General features: G+C 64.5%; 20 protein-coding genes. 7 read left to right on the forward strand and 13 right to left on the reverse strand.

Annotated features, from left to right (window positions below):
• Both LXM94_RS07280 and LXM94_RS07285 read right to left on the reverse strand, forming a co-directional pair.
• The coding region (locus LXM94_RS07280; protein WP_408015599.1) for a heparan-alpha-glucosaminide N-acetyltransferase domain-containing protein at window positions 1–333 on the reverse strand (333 nt) is incomplete at its 3' end.
• 97 nt (window positions 334–430) lie between these two features.
• A complete protein-coding gene (locus LXM94_RS07285; RefSeq protein WP_235770500.1) occupies window positions 431–1,114 on the reverse strand; it encodes a DUF599 domain-containing protein in 684 nt (227 codons plus the stop codon).
• A 583-nt stretch (window positions 1,115–1,697) separates the two neighbouring features.
• Here LXM94_RS07285 and LXM94_RS07290 point away from each other — a divergent pair.
• Window positions 1,698–3,098 carry an L-serine ammonia-lyase gene (locus LXM94_RS07290; protein WP_235770501.1) on the forward strand — a complete coding sequence of 467 codons (1,401 nt, stop codon included), beginning with the start codon at window positions 1,698–1,700 and terminating at the stop codon, window positions 3,096–3,098.
• A gap of 70 nt (window positions 3,099–3,168) precedes the next feature.
• Entirely contained in the window at window positions 3,169–3,600 is a 432-nt protein-coding gene (locus LXM94_RS07295; RefSeq protein WP_235770502.1) for a DUF1489 family protein, read from the forward strand.
• Between the two features lie 12 nt (window positions 3,601–3,612).
• Here LXM94_RS07295 and LXM94_RS07300 read toward each other — a convergent pair whose 3' ends face one another.
• The 6 genes from LXM94_RS07300 to LXM94_RS07325 all read right to left on the reverse strand — a co-directional run bounded on the left by LXM94_RS07300 (window position 3,613) and on the right by LXM94_RS07325 (window position 9,052).
• The gene (locus LXM94_RS07300) at window positions 3,613–3,885 is read right to left on the reverse strand and encodes a hypothetical protein (protein ID WP_235770503.1); all 273 of its coding nucleotides are present in this window, start codon (window positions 3,883–3,885) and stop codon (window positions 3,613–3,615) included.
• 146 nt (window positions 3,886–4,031) lie between these two features.
• Window positions 4,032–5,486 (reverse strand): D-alanyl-D-alanine carboxypeptidase, encoded by a 1,455-nt coding sequence (locus LXM94_RS07305; protein ID WP_235770504.1) that lies wholly within the window; start codon window positions 5,484–5,486, stop codon window positions 4,032–4,034.
• A 102-nt stretch (window positions 5,487–5,588) separates the two neighbouring features.
• Entirely contained in the window at window positions 5,589–6,353 is a 765-nt protein-coding gene (locus LXM94_RS07310; protein ID WP_235770505.1) for a hypothetical protein, read from the reverse strand.
• A 261-nt stretch (window positions 6,354–6,614) separates the two neighbouring features.
• Complete coding sequence (locus tag LXM94_RS07315) at window positions 6,615–7,220, reverse strand: transglutaminase-like cysteine peptidase (protein ID WP_235770506.1); 606 nt, start codon at window positions 7,218–7,220, stop codon at window positions 6,615–6,617.
• A 457-nt stretch (window positions 7,221–7,677) separates the two neighbouring features.
• Window positions 7,678–8,289 (reverse strand): PilZ domain-containing protein, encoded by a 612-nt coding sequence (locus LXM94_RS07320; RefSeq protein ID WP_235770507.1) that lies wholly within the window; start codon window positions 8,287–8,289, stop codon window positions 7,678–7,680.
• 139 nt (window positions 8,290–8,428) lie between these two features.
• Window positions 8,429–9,052, reverse strand: coding sequence for a PAS domain-containing protein (locus LXM94_RS07325; protein WP_235770508.1), 624 nt, complete (start codon window positions 9,050–9,052; stop codon window positions 8,429–8,431).
• A 288-nt stretch (window positions 9,053–9,340) separates the two neighbouring features.
• Between LXM94_RS07325 and LXM94_RS07330 the strand changes: the two genes are divergently transcribed.
• Both LXM94_RS07330 and LXM94_RS07335 read left to right on the forward strand, forming a co-directional pair.
• Window positions 9,341–10,102, forward strand: a complete 762-nt coding sequence (locus LXM94_RS07330; protein ID WP_235770509.1) for a rhomboid family intramembrane serine protease — start codon at window positions 9,341–9,343, stop codon at window positions 10,100–10,102.
• A gap of 185 nt (window positions 10,103–10,287) precedes the next feature.
• The gene (locus LXM94_RS07335) at window positions 10,288–10,716 is read left to right on the forward strand and encodes a CBS domain-containing protein (RefSeq protein WP_235770510.1); all 429 of its coding nucleotides are present in this window, start codon (window positions 10,288–10,290) and stop codon (window positions 10,714–10,716) included.
• A 33-nt stretch (window positions 10,717–10,749) separates the two neighbouring features.
• Here LXM94_RS07335 and LXM94_RS07340 read toward each other — a convergent pair whose 3' ends face one another.
• The 3 genes from LXM94_RS07340 to folE form a co-directional block, all read right to left on the reverse strand.
• The gene (locus LXM94_RS07340; protein ID WP_235770511.1) at window positions 10,750–11,712 is read right to left on the reverse strand and encodes a patatin-like phospholipase family protein; all 963 of its coding nucleotides are present in this window, start codon (window positions 11,710–11,712) and stop codon (window positions 10,750–10,752) included.
• Window positions 11,713–12,097: 385 nt separating this feature from the next.
• The gene (gene hisI / locus LXM94_RS07345) at window positions 12,098–12,556 is read right to left on the reverse strand and encodes a phosphoribosyl-AMP cyclohydrolase (protein ID WP_235770512.1); all 459 of its coding nucleotides are present in this window, start codon (window positions 12,554–12,556) and stop codon (window positions 12,098–12,100) included.
• A 29-nt stretch (window positions 12,557–12,585) separates the two neighbouring features.
• Window positions 12,586–13,200 carry a GTP cyclohydrolase I FolE gene (gene folE, locus LXM94_RS07350; RefSeq protein ID WP_235770513.1) on the reverse strand — a complete coding sequence of 205 codons (615 nt, stop codon included), beginning with the start codon at window positions 13,198–13,200 and terminating at the stop codon, window positions 12,586–12,588.
• A 345-nt stretch (window positions 13,201–13,545) separates the two neighbouring features.
• Here folE and LXM94_RS07355 point away from each other — a divergent pair, with 345 nt between their 5' ends.
• The 3 genes from LXM94_RS07355 (at window position 13,546) to LXM94_RS07365 (ending at window position 15,403) form a co-directional block, all read left to right on the forward strand.
• On the forward strand, window positions 13,546–13,992 hold the full coding sequence (locus tag LXM94_RS07355; protein WP_235770514.1) for an iron-sulfur cluster assembly scaffold protein: 447 nt from the start codon (window positions 13,546–13,548) through the stop codon (window positions 13,990–13,992).
• A 492-nt stretch (window positions 13,993–14,484) separates the two neighbouring features.
• Window positions 14,485–14,847, forward strand: a complete 363-nt coding sequence (gene yidD, locus LXM94_RS07360) for a membrane protein insertion efficiency factor YidD (protein WP_235770515.1) — start codon at window positions 14,485–14,487, stop codon at window positions 14,845–14,847.
• Between the two features lie 4 nt (window positions 14,848–14,851).
• Window positions 14,852–15,403, forward strand: a complete 552-nt coding sequence (locus LXM94_RS07365; RefSeq protein WP_235770516.1) for a DUF1697 domain-containing protein — start codon at window positions 14,852–14,854, stop codon at window positions 15,401–15,403.
• A 337-nt stretch (window positions 15,404–15,740) separates the two neighbouring features.
• Here LXM94_RS07365 and LXM94_RS07370 read toward each other — a convergent pair whose 3' ends face one another.
• Both LXM94_RS07370 and LXM94_RS07375 read right to left on the reverse strand, forming a co-directional pair.
• On the reverse strand, window positions 15,741–16,082 hold the full coding sequence (locus LXM94_RS07370; RefSeq protein WP_235770517.1) for a CU044_2847 family protein: 342 nt from the start codon (window positions 16,080–16,082) through the stop codon (window positions 15,741–15,743).
• A gap of 10 nt (window positions 16,083–16,092) precedes the next feature.
• Window positions 16,093–17,055, reverse strand: coding sequence for a hypothetical protein (locus LXM94_RS07375; RefSeq protein WP_235770518.1), 963 nt, complete (start codon window positions 17,053–17,055; stop codon window positions 16,093–16,095).
• Window positions 17,056–17,237: the final 182 nt, after the last annotated feature.

Below are 17,237 nucleotides of genomic sequence, written 5' to 3' on the forward strand. Positions count from 1 at the left end.
GGCGGCCGCGGCCGCCCCGACCTTGGCGAGGCGCCGCCAGAAGGAATGCCAGCGGATGCCTTCTCCGTGGCCGAGGACCAGGCCGAGGCCCGCCAGGAACAGGAAGCTGCCGGCGATCAGCCGCGCGAAGATCTTCCAGCCGCCGGTGCCCGCCGTGCCCGGTTCGACATAGCCGAAGAATTCGAGATCCCAGGTGAAATGGTAGATCGCCATCGCGACGAGCGCCATGGCGCGGGCCATGTCGATGCTCGCCAGCCGGCCGCCGGCAGCGGCGGCGGTTGCCGCGCCGTGCTGCTGTTGCCGAGTGTCCGAATCGATTGCGAGTTGGGTCATGTCGGATGCCGCCGGTTCTCGAGGGGAAGAATGCCAGCCGAAACTTGCGCCGGGCAATTGGCGGAAACGTGGCCGTCGCGCGGCGACGCCGGCCGCTTCAGTCCTGCATGACCGCCAGACGGGCTTCCGAATAGAACTGGCGGCGGATCAGCACGACAATGACGAGCGCGGTCGTCACGATCAGCACATAAGGGCTGACGAACCAGCCGAGATAGCCGATCGACAGGAAGATCGCCCGCAGCCCGGCATTGAAATGCTTGGCCGCGAGGATGTTCATGTGGATGACCTTGTCTGCGGCAAGGTCGGCTGCGGCCGGATCCCTCTGCAGTTCGCCGGCCATGGGGATCGCCCCGAACAGGATGGTGCAGTAGTTGAACAGCCTATAGGCCCAGCCGAACTTGAAGAAGGCATAGCCGAAGATGCAGGCGAGCCCGCCGACCTTGAGCTCGAAGCCGGCCCGGCTGCCCCGGAAGACGAAGGGCAGGTCGCCGAAGATGGCGAAGACCTGCTCCGTCGCGCCGAGCAGCGCGAAACAGCCGCCGAGCGCGAAGATGGAGGTGGAGGCGAAGAACGCCGTGCCGTTCTGCAGCCCCGCCATGATCTGCGTGTCGATCATGCGCAGGTCGCGCTTCATGGCGTTGCGGATCCAGGCGGCGCGCTGCGACCGCATGGCCCGGGTCAGGCTGACGCGGTTGAAGAACTTGGCGCGGTCGGTGATCCAGCCATAGCTGAGCCACAGCACGGCGAAGAAGGCGAGGGCGACGAAATCGGTGATCGACATGGAATCGTTGTGCCATGCTTTTCGGCCTTTGCAAGCGCTCCGGCGCGCCGATCCCCTTGCAGCGCAACATTCCGTCAATATTTCCGGTGAAAGCAAGGCGCCGAGCATGTCGGGCGCTTCCACGGCCGGAGGCTGTAAGTGTTTGTTTTTGATACAGCCTATGCGTCCGGTGAATGGCTGTCATGCGGACGGCGCCACTTTCTCGCCACTTTTAGCGATTGCGGTTTCATGAATCCTTCATTAAGAAGAGCCCACTGCCGCTGCCTGTCGGGGCCAGCGACATAGACGTTCTTCCTTCGGAGACATCATGGAAAGCACCGTTCAGAAATCTTGCTGGGGCGTAACGCTACGCACAGTGATCGGGTTTGCGGGTCTTCTGGTTCTCGCCTATCTTTTTGGCGGAATCTGATCCTTTTCCGGCTTCCTTTCGAAACAGCGCGCCCCTCCCAGGCGCGCTGTTTTGATTCCGGCGGTTGCCATGTCGCAGCCGCCCAAGCGCATGTCGGGCCGTCGCATCATCCCGACGACGTGGTAACGTAAGAAAAGCAGATCGATCCGCATCGCCACAAGGGAGCCACACGGCATGTTCCTATCCGTATTCGACGTCTTCAAGATCGGCATCGGCCCGTCGAGTTCGCATACGATGGGGCCGATGTCGGCGGCCAACCGCTTCCTCGACCTCATCCTGTCCGACGACTGGCCGCGTCCGGCGGGCGCCCATGTCGCGGCGATCCGCATGAGCCTGCACGGCTCGCTCGCCTATACGGGCGTCGGCCATGGCTCGGACCGTGCCGTCATCCTCGGCTTGATGGGCGAGCGCCCCGACGAGGTCGATCCCGACCGCATGGACGCGATCGTCGCGGAAGTCGAGCGCACCGGCCGCATCACGCCGCCCGGTCATCCGGGTTATGCCTTCCAGCCGAAGACCGATCTCGTCTTCGACAAGAAGAACCCGCTGCCGGGCCATGCCAACGGCATGACCTTCAGCGCCCACGACCGGGACGACCGGCTGCTCCTGAAGCGCATCTATTATTCGGTCGGCGGCGGTTTCGTCGTCACCGACACGGAACTGGAAGCGATGCGCGGAGCAAAGGCGCGCTCCGGCGACCGGAAGGTGCCGTTTCCCTTCTCGTCGGCCAGGGAGATGCTGGAGATGGCGGCGCGCTCCGGCCTCACCATCGCCCAGATGAAGCGCGCCAACGAGGAGGTCTCGATGTCCCGCGCCGAGCTCGACGCCGGGCTCGACCGCATCTGGGGGGCGATGAAGGCGTGCATCGACCGCGGGCTCACCGGCGAGGGTATCATGCCGGGCGGGCTCAAGGTTCGCCGCCGCGCGCGCATGATCCACGACAAGCTGCAGGCCGAATGGCGCTCGAACAAGGCGAACCCGCTGCTCGCCAACGACTGGCTGAGCGTCTACGCGATGGCGGTCAACGAGGAGAATGCGGCCGGCGGCCGCGTCGTGACCTCGCCCACCAACGGGGCTGCCGGCGTCGTGCCGGCGACGGTGCGCTACTACCTGCATTTCCACGAGGACGCCGACCAGGACGGCATCCGCGACTATCTGCTGACCGCTGCGGCGATCGGCGGCATCATCAAGCACAATGCCTCGATCTCCGGCGCCGAGGTCGGCTGTCAGGGCGAGGTGGGCTCCGCCTCCGCCATGGCCGCTGCCGGGCTCGCGGCCGTCATGGGCGGCACGCCGGAGCAGATCGAGAACGCTGCCGAGATCGCGCTCGAGCACCATCTCGGCATGACCTGCGACCCCGTCGCCGGCCTCGTGCAGGTGCCCTGCATCGAGCGCAACGCACTCGGTGCCGTCAAGGCCGTGACCGCCGCCTCGCTGGCGCTGAAGGGCGACGGCCAGCATTTCGTGCCGCTCGACGCCTGTATCGAGACGATGCGGCAGACCGGCGTCGACATGAACGAGAAGTACAAGGAAACCTCGACCGGAGGCCTCGCGGTCAACGTCGTGGAGTGTTGACGGCGGCGCCCTGTGGACGCCGTGCGGCTTCGGCCTTGACCGCGGCCGGCCGGTGGGCGTTTAAAGGGCCATGGCACTGCATCTCATCAAACTCTGCGTCGGCGCCGAGAGCATCCAGGACCTCGGCGAGTGGGTTGCCGAGCGCGCGCTGATCGCGATCGCCGCCGGGCTCGAGCCGAGCTCGACCCACACGACCCGCATGGTTCCGAAACGGGTCGACGAACTGCTTGACGGCGGCTCGCTCTACTGGGTGATCAAGGGACAGGTGCAGGCGCGCCAGAGGCTGCTCGACATCCGCACCTTCACGGACGGGCAGGGGATCGGCCGCTGCGACCTGGTGCTCGGCCCCGAGGTGATCGAGACGGAACTCCAGCCGCGCCGTGCCTTCCAGGGCTGGCGTTACCTCAACGAAGACGAGGCGCCGCGCGACCTGAAGGCGCTCGGCGGCGGCGACCTGCCGGTGGAACTGCGCCGCGAGCTCGCGGAACTCGGTCTGCTCTGACGGAGCGGGCGCTCAGCGCAGCCGGATGCGGACCGCCCGGCTGCGGCTGACGGAGGCAACATGCAGATGGATGCCGACTGTAGGCTGCGTGCTCCGCCAGGCGCGTGCGCCGTGGGCGAGCAGCATGCCGACGAGGTCCTTGGTGCGTGACCGCGAACGCGTCAGTCCGAGGTCGGCGATCCGCATCGCCGCCTCGTGCAGCGGCAGAAGCGCGCTCTTGAACGGCTTCTTCCTGCCTGCAGTCTCCGGATGCGCCGCATCCGACACGTTCTCGTTCACTGCCATGATTGTCCTCGTACGCAATACCAAATCGAGGTCGCGGTCCGCCTGTGGCGTGCCGCCTGCCTTGCCCGATCACCGGAACTCGAACCCATCCGGTGCCGCAGGGGCAAGGCCTGTCTTTCAGCGGAGCCGAGGCCCCGCAGCAAATCTCACTGCAGGCTCGCCCAGCAGGCGAATCCCTTGCGCTTCAGCACCTTGCAGGCGGCGACCGCGCCATCCTGGCCGGCAAAGCCGGCGAAACGGGCGCGATAGAGCTCCTGGTAGGCGACCGTGAACGGCGTCGCGCCGTTCAGCGCCTTGCCGCCGCTCGACCGGGCGCGGTCGAGCAGGTCCCTGGCCTGCTTCTGGTCCGGCGTCGCGCCGATCTGGATCACCCAGCCCGACGGCACGTCGGCTGCCGTCGCGACGACGGTGGACGAGGTGGTCAGTTCGTCGACGGAGGCACCGTTCGTGTCGCCCTGCTCCGGCATATATTCGGGAGCCGGTTCGGGCACGGCAACCTCGCGCTGCAGCTTCAGCGTCGCAGCAAGCGCTTCCTTGCCGACGACGCTCCCGTTGCCGGAGGTCGCCGCATAGGCTGTCTCGATGCGGCTTTCCTCGTAACGGTAGGTCGGGACCGGGCCGTTCACCGGGAGATCGTGGCCGGAGTCGGCTGCAACGGCTGCCGTCGCAAGCGTCGGCGCATCCTCCGCCTGGGCGATGAGGCCGCCATTGCCGCGGCGCGACGCCTTGCCGAGATAGGCGGCGACAAGTTTCTTCATCTGCGCGTCGCGCGACGCACCGGAGCGCCCGCCGAGCACGACGCCGACGACGCTGCGGCCGTCGACCTGCGCGGAGGTCACCAGATTGTAGCCGGACGCACGGGTGTAGCCGGTCTTGATGCCGTCCACGCCGCGCACCGCGCCGAGCAGGCGGTTGTGGTTGCCGATCGTCTGGCGGCCGAACTTGAAGCTGCGCGTGGAGAAATAATCGTAATATTGCGGGAAGTGCTGGCGCAGCGCCATGCCGAGGCGCGCCTGGTCGCGGGCCGTCGTCACCTGCGCGGCGTTCGGCAGGCCGTGCGCGTTGCGGTAGACGGTGCGCGTCATGCCGAGCTGCCGGGCCTTCTGCGTCATGAGGCGGGCGAAACGATCCTCGGAGCCGCCGAGGAATTCGCCGAGCGCCGTCGCGACGTCATTGGCCGAGCGGGTCACCAGGGCCTTGATCGCCTGGTCGACGGTCAGGCTGTTGCCGGCGCCGACGCCGAGCTTGGACGGCGGCTCCTTGGCGGCATTCCTGGAGACGGGCACGCGGCTGTCCTTGCGGATCTTGCCCGATTCGAGCGCCTCGAAGGTGAGATAGAGCGTCATCATCTTGGTGAGCGATGCCGGGTAGCGCAGCGCGTCCGCGTCCTCGCTGTAGAGCACCTTGCCGGATTTCGCATCGACGACGATGCCGGCATATTTCGGATTTGCCTGGGCCGGACCGGCAGAGGCCATGACCGCGACGGCGCCCGAGATAAGAAGCCAGCGGGCCGTCTTCGGCCTGAGTTGCAGCGACGTCGGCAACAAATCGGTAAAAGAGGATAGGGACACTCGGCTACTCTTCAGTCTCGTATTGCACATCCGGCCGCCGCCTCCAGAAACGACCGCTGGACATGAACCTTATCGGCACAGCGTTACCAATCGGTTTATGATGAATGGTCGGTTTCCCGGTCGCGGGCATTTTTATCGAAAGGCGTTGCGCGAGGTCTTCAGTCCGCCCGCGACGAGCCGTCCCTCGACATAGGCGCGCACCGCGGTCTCCATGGCGCGCCACTGTGGCAAGAGTCTGCTCGAGAAGCGATAAAGGACGCTGAGGTCCTCACCGAGATGGATGTCGCGCTGGCAGTCGGCGCTCGTCGAAAGCGTGTCGTTCTGCGGCAGCATGCAGCGCACGGCATAGTCGGAACCGGCGTTGAGCGGCGCCGTGAGGAAGACTTCGTTGCCGTAGCCCGACTGGTCCCTGAGCCGGCGCAGCGTCAGGCCGGCGGGTCCGGCTTGGCCGGCATCCTCGAAGAGCCGCTCGTAGATCGGCGCCAGCCGGCCGGACATGTCCTTCGACATGGTGCTCTGGGAGAGTTGCAGGAAGATCAGACTCTCGGGATGGCTCACGTCGTTGAACCGCAGCCGGTTGCCGTTGGAATATCCCTCCATTTCCGGCCACAGCAGGTAGAGATCGACCCGCTCGGCCTGCCCGGTGACGCGCTGCTCGTCAAAGCGGATCACATTGGCGGGAAACCGCAGGTGATCCTCGCCGATCAGTATGTCCACCGGCGTCGTGTCCTCGGTATGGCCGGAGAGCGCCAGCCGTTCGCCGGCCCAGCGTCCGGCGACGCTGACCGTCAGCGTCAGCGCACAGAGCAGGGCGATACCCGCCGTCAATCGGGTCAGCAGGCGGGGCGAGAAGAGGGGCGTGTGCTCGGGAGCGGCGTCGACGCCGGCGCGGTTCATGAAGCCTCCGTCCATGCGCTCGGCCGGCGTGGGGCGCGGCGGGCATGGCGCGACTGTGCTCCGGACAGGGTTAATCATCCGTTAACGATGTCGGGGTGCTGCGTCCGAATGAAGGCGCGGCCGGCTCCGGGACAGCGGAACCGGCCGCAAGGACCTTGGTCGGGGACGGGGATTGGGGACTGACCGAGGTCCTGGCTTTGAGGGCGCACCGTCGGCGCGCCCGAATTCACATCCGCTTGCCGGCCCTTGCGGGCGGCAGGCCTACTTGACGCTGCCGACCGCCGTCGTCGCGCGGCCGTCCTGGATCTTCATCCACTTGCCGGCATTGGCGGAAGACTGCCGCTTGAGGAAGCGGTATTCGGTCTCCGACCACAGCAGCACCTTGTTGCGCATGTTGTCGAGAACGAAGTCGCCGCGGTCGGTGCGCACCGTCAGGACGGCATGGCCGTCGCCGTTCGGCTGGAGCACGACCGTGATCAGCAGGTCGGACGGCGAAATGCCGGCCTTGATGAGCAGCTTGCGCTTCAGGAGGACGTAATCCTCGCAGTCGCCGACCGAGCGCGGATAGGCCCAGCGCTCCTCGACGCCGTAGATCTCCTGGTCGGTGAGCGGTTCGATCGAGGAATTGACCGTGTAGTTGACGTTGAGGATCGCTTTCCAGCTCGCCTCGCTCAGAATGAGCGGCCCCGTGTCGTCGCCGATACTGTCGCACTCGTCGCTATACTGGCGGCAGAACTCGTAATGCCCGATCGGCTGGTTCGTGGCGCCTGCGATATCCATGTTCAGCGGTAGGGCGCTGGCCGGATTTGCCAGAAGTGCGCCAAGAATAAAGATGAATGCCCCTGCTTTTTTCTGTGTTTTTGTCATTGTCGTTTCCCCGTTATGGTTCGACAATGACAGCTATATTTTGATCTCTCGCGAAAATCGGTGGCGCAATTAAGTGTAAATTCGAAGCGAATAAGTATAAAATTCGAACTGTACTTGAGTAAAATGCGCCGAAAATTCGATTAAATTTATAACGATCTACCGGGTCCTTCGACTGATCGGCTTCACTCAAGCTCTTGAAAAGACGGAGAAAATTTCTTGCGCGCGGCGCGGCGGCCGCCGATGGCGTGTGGCCGGTCGGGGCTGCGACCGGGGCCCTGTGCGAGCCTGGGCCGCGCGGAAGGCGGCCGAGGCGCACGCGGATCGCGGTGCGGTGTCCGAAAAAAAATCAGAAAAATTTTGACGCGGTGTCATTTCGGGAGGTGGTTGCCTCATTCCGAAACAATAAAGGCCCCGAAAACGGGGCCCTGGATAGGAAGCGCCGGACGTGGCGGACCGGTCAGAGGAATTCGGTCAGCGCTTCCCTGGACTGGACGCTCGAGAATTCGATTGCGACGCCTTCCTGGAAATGGCGCACGACGCGCCCGCGCATATTGCCGAGCTGCACCGGCGTTCCAAGCGCCGGACGGACCTCGATGTCGACTGCGGCACCGGACATCGACAGGTCGATGATGCGGCACGGATATTTGCGGCCGTCGTCGAGCGTGATCTCGGTGCGCGTCTTGCGCGGCGCGAGACGGCTGTGCCGTCGATCCTCGGGCAGGCCGAGCTCGTGTTTGTTGGCGATCCAGGTGAGCTGGGCCGCAAGCTTCTCGCGCTTGCGGTCGGTTGCGGTCAGCGCGATGGCGAAGCCCTGGTCGCTCGAAGCGACCACGTTGCCTTCGATGCGGCCGAGATGGTCGACATAGGCGATGATGCGTTCGCCGGAGCGCGGCCGGGCGACGCACGCGAAGAAGGCGTCACCGGGCGACATGTCGATCACGAGGCATTCGTATTCGTCGTGGTTGGGCAGCATGAGGCGGCCCGACAGATTGACGGAAACACGCTGGAAATGCCGCTGCTCCACCGGGATGCCGGGTTTTGCCGGTGCCGCTTGCTGAAAGGAGTACATGGGTGCCCCAGCCTGACAATAATTCACTTTCCGAGTCCTAACCTTTCGGGGTTAACGGAAGGTTGTTTTCGGCTTCAAAACCTTCAGGGCGGCGAAGCTTTTTCCACCGGGGCGCGCATTCTATCGTATTTGCGCCCGATCAGCGGTGTTTGTCGCCGTCGAAGACCTTGAGATGCAGCACACGGCGGACGGCGGCACCGAACATGGTATTGCCGGTCGCGGCGGGCGGCGCTAGCGGAAGGGCGGGGCGGCTGGCGACGGTTTCGCCGCCCTGTGCCGCGTCGATGGCCGTGACGCCGTCGAGTGCCATGTACCGGAACGGCACAGCGAGAAGGTCGAGGTCCTCGAGCGGGCTGAGGGCGCCGATCAGCCGGTCCGTCTCTCCGCCGGCACTGCGCATCGGCAGCAGGACGAGTTCGACCCGGGTGCCGCGCGGATGGCTGCCGTAGGCCGTGGCCTCCAGCACCGCCGGGGTGCCGTGCGCCATGGTGTTCCCGCCGATGCGCGCGACCCGGTTGCGGATGTCGGCGGCAAAGACGCCGCCAAAGTCCGAACCGCGCAGCTCGCGGGCGAAGAGTTCGCACAGCCGGGTTCCCGCAAGCCGGAAGCGGGGTGCCGCGGCGGGCACCTGTTCGAGAATGAAGAGAAACGGCAGCAGCGCGCGGATGTCGGCGGGCTCGACGGCGTGCCGATACGGTGCATCGCCTTCGCCTTTCACCCGCCGCCAGTAGTCGTAGAGCTCGCCAGAAATTCTGCTTTGCATCCGGATCGTCCGCCAATCTGTCCCGGTACATGACGGAAAAGCCCGCCGCATACCTTCACATGACGGTCATGCGAGCGCCGTGCCAAGGGCGAATTAAGGTTAACCAATGGTTTGCGTTGCCGGCTGCGGCCGGTCATGCCACACCTTCGCCATCGCTTCACGGAGCGGACAGTTCAGCACACATTTCAGGGGCCGGGATTTGGGGCCTCGGGCCGCGCGCGAAAGCTGCGCGGCCCATCTTTTATCTGTATAAGCCGGTCAGCCATTTGAAGTGACGGACAATTGCGTATGACAAATTCCGAACCGGGGCAGGGGTCTGCCGAGGCATTGCCAGACCTCGAGCGAAAGCGCGAGCCGGCGATCAACCTTCCGACGGCCCTGACCCTCGCGCTGGCGCTGCTGACGCTCATCCATCTCATGCGGACCTTCATACTGTCGCAGTCGGCGGACGAGTGGCTGCTGCTGCATTTCGCCTTCATCCCGGCACGCTACTATGCCGAGGTCATGGCCGCGGATCCGGCCTGGATCTGGACGCCGGTGACCTATTCGCTGCTGCACGGCGGCTGGGAGCACCTGATCTTCAACGCCTTCTGGATGGTCGCCTTCGGCGCGCCGGTCGTCCGGCGAATCGGCAGCCTGCGCTTCGTCGTGTTCTGGATCCTCTCGGCCGTCGCTGCCGTGGCGCTGCACATGCTGTTCCACTGGGGGGGCATGATCGTCGTGCTCGGCGCGTCCGGCGTCGTCTCGGGCCTGATGGGGGCGGCAGCCCGCTTCGTCTTCTCGCCGAGCGGCCGCATCAGCCGGCAGTTCGCGCACCTGAACCGCCGCCTGACCGTGCGCGAGGCCTTCGCCAACCGCTCGGTGCTCGTCTTCTCCGGCATCTGGTTTCTCACCAATTTCGCAATCGGCTTCGGCCAGACCTTTGCGGCCGGCGGCGGGGCGACGATCGCCTGGGAGGCGCATATCGGCGGTTTCCTGTTCGGCTTCTTCTGCTTCCCGCTGTTCGACCGGCGGCCGGCGGAGGTCATGGACGAGCGTCCCGCCGGTTAACGCTGTCGCAACAGCAGCCTTGCATTCGCCCGTTTCGTGGCGCACCATGACATCATTCCGGTTCGCGCATGGCGGCCGGAAGGGGAAGGAGATGTCGAGGAGGCATCTTCTTCGTCGACGGGCAGTTCGCCCGCGCATGGGTCGATCTGCCCTCTCTGCGTCATGATGCACACGGGAGGAATTGCATGTATGTAAAGTCGATCCTGGACGAAAAGGGCCGCAACGTCGTTACCGGCGGTCCCCAGCTCACCGTTCGCCAGGCTGCGGTCTATCTCCATGAGAATCATATCGGAGCGATCGTCATCGTCGATCGCAACGATCGTATCTCGGGTATTCTGACCGAGCGCGACATCGTGGCTGCGATCGCCAAGTCGGGCGAGGATTGCCTCGACAAGCCGATCTCCTCCATCATGTGGGGCAACGTCCATCGCTGCGACGAGAGCGCGACCGTCGACGAGATCATGGAAATGATGAGCACGCTGCGCGCGCGCCATATCCCGGTCGAAAAAGGCGGCAGGCTGGTCGGCATCATCTCGATCGGCGACGTCGTCAAGGCGCATATCCGCTCGATCGAGCGCGAGGCGGCCGAGATCAAGGCCTATATCGCCGGATAGGCGATCCTGTGGACGGGTCGCGCCCGCGGCCCGTCAGCGCAGCAGGGCTTCCTGCATGCGCTGTATTTCGAGGATCTTCGCCTTCGCTTCCTGATAGCCGCGGTCGATCGCTTCGCCGGCGCGGTGGAATTCCGACAAGCCGATGTCCGAGAGCTTCGGGTGCAGCGACAGGTCCGGCGGGTCGCCGGCCAGCCGCGCCCGCGAGATGCGGTCCTGGATGATGTTGAAGGCCTGAACCATGACGCTCGTCAGCCCGAGTCGCGCCTCGCTGTTTTCCTGATGCACCTGGTCCTCGATCTTCTGGACGCTGGCGCTGTGCTTGATGACGGCGGAGCGGCCGTAGAGGTCGTAGTTCAGGTTGACGGCGACGACGAGCGGCTCCTCATGGGCGCGGCAGACCGAGACGGGCACCGGGTTGACCAGCGCGCCGTCGACCAGCGTGCGGCCGTTGCACTTGATCGGCTCGAAAATGCCCGGAAGCGCATAGGAGGCGCGGATGGCGGTGATGAGCGAGCCGCCGCCGATCCACACCTCGTGACCGCTGTTGACCTCGGTCGCCACGGCGACGAAGGGGCGGTCGAGATCCTCGATCGCGAGGTGCTCGAGATGCTCCTGCATGCGCCGCGTCAGCCGCATGCCGCCGAACAGGCCGCTGCCGCGGATGGTGAAGTCGAGCAGGCTGGCGATGCGCCGCATGGTGAGCGAGCGGGCGAAGACCTCCAGTTCGTCGAGTTTGCCGGCGAGGTAGCAGCCGCCGACCAGCGCGCCGATCGACGTGCCGGCGATCATGCCGACCTCGATGCCTTCCTCGTCGAGGGCCCGCAGCACGCCGATATGCGCCCAGCCGCGCGCCGCGCCGCCGCCGAGCGCCAGCGCGATCTTCGACCGGCGGGGCGGTGGGGTGACGGGAATATCGGAATGATCGTTGAGGGAGGGGCCGCCGGGATCGGCCGCGTCGGCGGTCGCTACGGTGCGATTGAAACTCCAGTTCAGCATGGAACGCCTCCAACCCGCAGGGGAACTCGTGGGCGTCCGCAGTGTTCCGGACGCAAGCGGTTCCGACCAGTAAAATAATGTTTCGGCCGATCATTTTCAGTACCGGCGGGAACATCCGCCGCCGGGCTGCGCGCCATGTCCGGAAGAGCGCCGCGCGGGGCGAAACCTGCGTCACGCCCGGCCGGTGCGCGGCCCGCCGGGTCTCCCTTGCGGGATCGCCTGTTTCGGGGCCGGGGCGGGCGTGCGGCTCTCATCGTTTCGTTCCGTGCGGATATGTCGCAGCGACGGCACCATTACGCGCCCGATCCCTTGCAAAAGAGTGAATCGGCGGGAAAATTGACCGCGAAATGCGCAGATGCCTATTTGGCGGCCGGCCCGCCCGGCGTCAGCGGGGCGTGCCGCCGTAGACGGCGGCCGGGTCGAACTGCGGATCGCCGCCGGTGACCGCCAGCGTCGGGCGACCGTCTTCGAGCTTTGCCGTGCGGTAGAAGCAGGAGCGGCGGCCGGTGTGGCAGGTGGCGTCGTGGCCGGCGACGGCGACCTTCAGCCAGACGGCGTCCTGGTCGCAGTCGGTCCGCAGTTCAACGACGGTCTGCAGGTTGCCGGACGTCTCGCCCTTCTTCCAGAGCGCGTCGCGCGAGCGGCTCCAGTAATGCGCGATGCCGGTCTGAAGCGTCAGGGCGAGCGCCTCGGCGTTCATGTGCGCGACCATCAAAAGCTCGCCGTCGCGCGCGTCGGTGACGACGGCGGTAACGAGGCCGTTCGCGTCGAAGCGCGGCGTGAAGGCGGCGCCGGTCTCGAGCACCGCCTTGTCGGCGGATGGTTTTTGGAAGGTTATCGCCATGTCGGCCCCGTCTCGAGAGGCCGGCGGTCTCAGCCGCGGCCCCGGATCATCGTCATGAACCGCACCTGTTCGGCGGGTTCCGTCTTGAAGGCACCGGTAAAGGTGGTGGTCAGCGTTGTCGAGCCCTGTTTCTGCACGCCGCGCATCGCCATGCACATATGCTCGGCCTCGATCATCACCGCGACGCCGCGCGGATTGAGCGTCTCGTCGATCGATTTGGCGATCTGCGCCGTCATCGTCTCCTGCGTCTGCAGGCGGCGGCCGTAGATCTCGACGACGCGGGCGATCTTGGAAAGCCCGAGCACCTTGCCGTCCGGCAGATAGGCGACATGCGCCTTGCCGATGATCGGCACCATGTGGTGCTCGCAGTGCGAATAGAACGGGATGTCCTTGACGAGCACGATGTCGTCATAACCGGCCACCTCCTCGAAGGTGCGGCCGAGCACGTCCTCGGGGGCGAGGTCGTAGCCGGAGAACAGTTCGCGATAGGCTTTCGCCACGCGCGACGGCGTGTCGATCAGGCCCTCGCGCTCCGGGTCGTCGCCGGCCCAGCGCAAAAGCACGCGCACGGCGTCCTCGGCTTCCTTCTGCGAGGGGCGGCCGTTGTCGTCCTTCAGCGGAAAATTCTTGACGATGGCGTCCATGGACCCATTTGCCTTTCTGCAGGTAGACTTGCGTCAGATCGGACTCTCGCCACTGGCCATTCGCCTAACCCTGCAGGCTTGGGTTCCGTCGGCGGGCTCCGGGGCTTTCGGGTCTAGCGTCTCAGTGCTTCGACCGTCCGGCACGGTTTCCCAAACAACAGGCGCCGGATATGCATGCCGATGATCCGCATTGCAAAACCGTCACCCCAACACGACATAGCATATAGTATGCCGCCAAGGCTGTGGAAGAGCCCGCGGGCGACGCCTCGTGCTTTTTTCCCGTCTCCGGTGGAATATTGTGCCCGGATCATTAAAGATCGCGCAACAGCGACGGAAGACTGCAGGATGATGGACGATATCTACAACAGCCGGATCCTCGAATTCGCCGGCAATATCATGCGCATCGGCACGCTTGCCGACGCCGATGCCGAGGCGAGCGCCCATTCGAAGCTCTGCGGCTCGCGGGTCAGGGTCTTCGTGAAGATGGACGGCGACACGGTGAGCGACTTCGCCCACGAGGTGAAAGCCTGTGCGCTCGGCCAGGCGTCGTCCTCGGTGATGGCGCGCCACGTGGTGGGCGCGACGGCGGCCGAGATCCGCCAGGCGCGCGCCGACATGCTTGCCATGCTGAAGGCGGACGGCGAGGGGCCGACCGGCCGCTTCGCCGACATGCGGTTCCTGAAACCCGTCAAGGACTACAAGGCCCGCCACGCCTCCACCATGCTGACCTTCGACGCGGTGGTGGATGCCATCGGCCAGATCGAGGCGAAGCGGCCGGTGGCGGTCCGGTGAGGGGCGCGTTAGCGATTCGTCAGGGAAGAAGACTCCTCCCCAGCCCCTCCCCGCAAGAGGGAGGGGCTTTGGGCGTCGTGCCCCGGCTCGGTCGGGCGTTTTCGGTTGCGGGCGTATTGCGGGGAGCGGTGGCGTTTCGGGGCGCTGCCTTCTGTCCGAATGGTCGTCAAAGCCCCCCTCATCCGACCCTTCGGGCCACCTTCTCCCCGCTGGGGAGAAGAAAGAGCGCGGAGCCGGCCTCCTGCCTCTTCTCCCCATCGGGGAGAAGGTGCCGGCAGGCGGATGAGGGGGTCTTTGAGGACACCGCGTTCCCGGCAGCGGCAGCCCCGCCTTCTGATCTTGTAGGCACAACGCCGGCGGTCGCACCCGCTTCCCTCGCTTCCCTCGCTTCCCTCGCTGGCCTCCCGGGCACCAACCGCGCGGCCGGGTTAGCTCCACCCCCTTGTGGGGAGGGGTTGGGGAGGGGTCTTTCTCGACCCGGCAGCCGGTCCGATGTGTAGCGCGCCCGATTGCAGGCACGACGCGCCCAGGCCCTATCGCGGCCGCAACTGGCGGGGGCGGTTTCGCAAAACGCCGGGGCGGCTTTTCGGCATGGGGCTGATCCGGCTTTATCAGCTGACGCTCTCCGGCTTCATCGGCAATAGCTGCCGGCATATCCCGACCTGTTCGGAATATGGTTACGAGGCAGTGGCGCGGCACGGGCTGTGGCGGGGCGGTTTTATGGCGCTCTTCCGGTTCCTGCGCTGCGGGCCGGGCGGCACGAGCGGGCTCGACCCGGTGCCGGAGGCGCTGGCGCCGCGGTTTTACTGGTGGGCGCCCTGGCGGCTCTGGCGCGTGTCGTCCGGCAGGGGCTGAGGCGATGGCGAGCCATGTGGCGCTTCTGCATTCGATCGTGCTGTCGCCCGGCCGCCGCGTGGTGATGGCGGAACTGCGGGCGATGGCGGAGGCGCTCGGCTTCAGCAATCCGCGCACGCTGGTCTCGACCGGCAATCTGGTCTTCGATGCCGATGCCGATGCCGATGCCAATGGCGATTGCGGCGCGGTCGGCGAGATCGAGGCGGCGCTGGAGGCGGGTTTTCGCCGGCATTTCGGCCGGCCTGTCGATAGTCTCGTGCGCAGTGCCGATGACTGGCGGCGGCTTGCGGCGGGCAACCCTTTTGCGACCAGCGACGCAGGCCACGTGACGGTGCGGGTGATGCGCGCGCCGCTGCCGCAGGCCGCCTTCGAGCGGCTTTGCGCCGTCGCAGCACCCGGTCTCCGGCTGGCGCTCGTCGATGGCGACCCGTGGATCGACTTTTCCGGCGCGCCGGACGAGACGCGCCTTGCCGGGCACCTCACGACAAAAAAGCTCGGCATCGGCACGCTGCGCAACGCCAACACCGTCAACGGCCTTTGCGCGATGCTCGGCTGACGGGGCGCGGGCATACCCCCTTCTGCTCCGCGCCTCGTCCGCCACGGCTGCACGTACTGATCGCAAACGAAAGCGCCTCCTTCCGCCCGCATCGACACGTCCGGCGGTGGAAGGAGGGATAGGATAACGCGGGTTGCGGGGGCGGGGAAATCGAGAGGTAACTTTGGGAATTTCGATGCTATGTTACCCGGTCCTACTGCCCGGTACTCCTATAGAACGGCGGGAACAGAAAACCTCTGGAATTCCCCCAACCTCCATGACTCGCCTGCAAAAATGATTATCTCATAAATATACCAACAGCTGTTTTCCCTGGCCGACCGAATCTTGCGTCGGTGCATCAGGTTTTCGGTTTTAACGTGAATTTTATGCTCGCTTCTGCGCCGGCTTCGGCAATAAATAGCAGCTCTCCCTTGGCGCTCAGGGTAAGGCCGACCTCAATTTCGTCTATACGCCATTCGCCGGATTTTTGCGCTACAGCGGAGCCGAGGGCCATCAAGGTGTCCAGCGTCCGATTCCACTGATCCTGAACATTCTCCTTGCGTACCCTGACGACACGTCCAATTGCGCGCGCGATGTCCCGAAGGGAATCTTCCGTCGCCTGATCGGGAGGCAAGTCAGGATATACCTGAGCAGCGTCCGGAAGAAAAATCGATATTTCCCAGTTCGCATCATTGGTCATAGTTCACCTCCTAAAGGAATCCAGAAGTATCAAGCGCGAACATCGCTTGCGCGAAGTTCAGCACGCGCCCTGAGGTCCCACCTGTATCAGGGGATGGCTGCGATCCGTTGTAAATTCCACAGGCTTCTCCCGTGTTAAGCTGAACCAAAGCACCGGAGTCTCCCGGTGAGCATGGTTGGTTCAAGAAAAATAGAACAGGAAAAAGCCTTGTCTGGTAAAACCCCTGGGAATTACAGGCGCTAGCGACGGTACGAGATTGTTTATTTCCTTTGCAAACCACGTTTACTGGTAGTCCGGAAGCGGGAAAATTAATTATTTTCAACGACGATACTGGTTCTGTTGGTGCAGCGCTCAAGATGAAGGCTGCATCTATCGGTTGCCAGAAGCTTTTGTGCGACAGGGCCATACTGCCGTCATCGAGCGGTACCGAAAGTCCGACGAGGTTAGTCCCGACTGCATGTCCTGCAGTTATCAGGCCCCATTTCCCGGACGAATTGCACTTTGCCCAGCAGGTGGTGGTTGCGTTTACCGGATTTGGTGGCGAGTGCAATTCCGTTGTTACCTGACGCACCGCAAAGGGGAAACGCTGCTGCAGTCGGGGAAATTCTATATAGTCAGCGATATAAAATGGCGGGCCTACCCCTTGAGGAACATTAAGCGCTAGGCCGAACCCCGCGCGCTCTTTGTCTTTATCATAAAGTCCGACGGTTACTTGCTGATCATACGGTAAGACGCATGGTCCCCACGGAAAAAAACCGAGACCTTTGCCTTCCGTGTAACGATAGTTGCCAAGGCTAAACTCCGAGAAGATCGCATACGTCCACCGGACACTCCTGGCCAACAATTCCGGATCGTCAAATTCGCCTTTTTCCCGCCACGACACAATTTCACGCTCGACGTCCGGGGGGACATATTCTGACGAAGGGTTCTCTTTCGGAAGCTGTTCGCGAAGATAGGCATCTGAATATTCCATCGCCCCCTCCGTAGTATTCAACATAAATAATATACAATTCTACTTCAGCAGGCAATTAATAACAATGCAATCCACACTTCGCGCAACCGCAACGTCACTGCGTGAGATATGGTTGGAAAACGCACATGGTAGAATCTGATCGCACGGGCTTACGATCAAGCGAACCGGGTACCCGCCACCCC

It is taken from the genome of Rhizobium alarense (genome assembly GCF_021555155.1).
Lineage (GTDB): Bacteria > Pseudomonadota > Alphaproteobacteria > Rhizobiales > Rhizobiaceae > Rhizobium_D > Rhizobium_D alarense.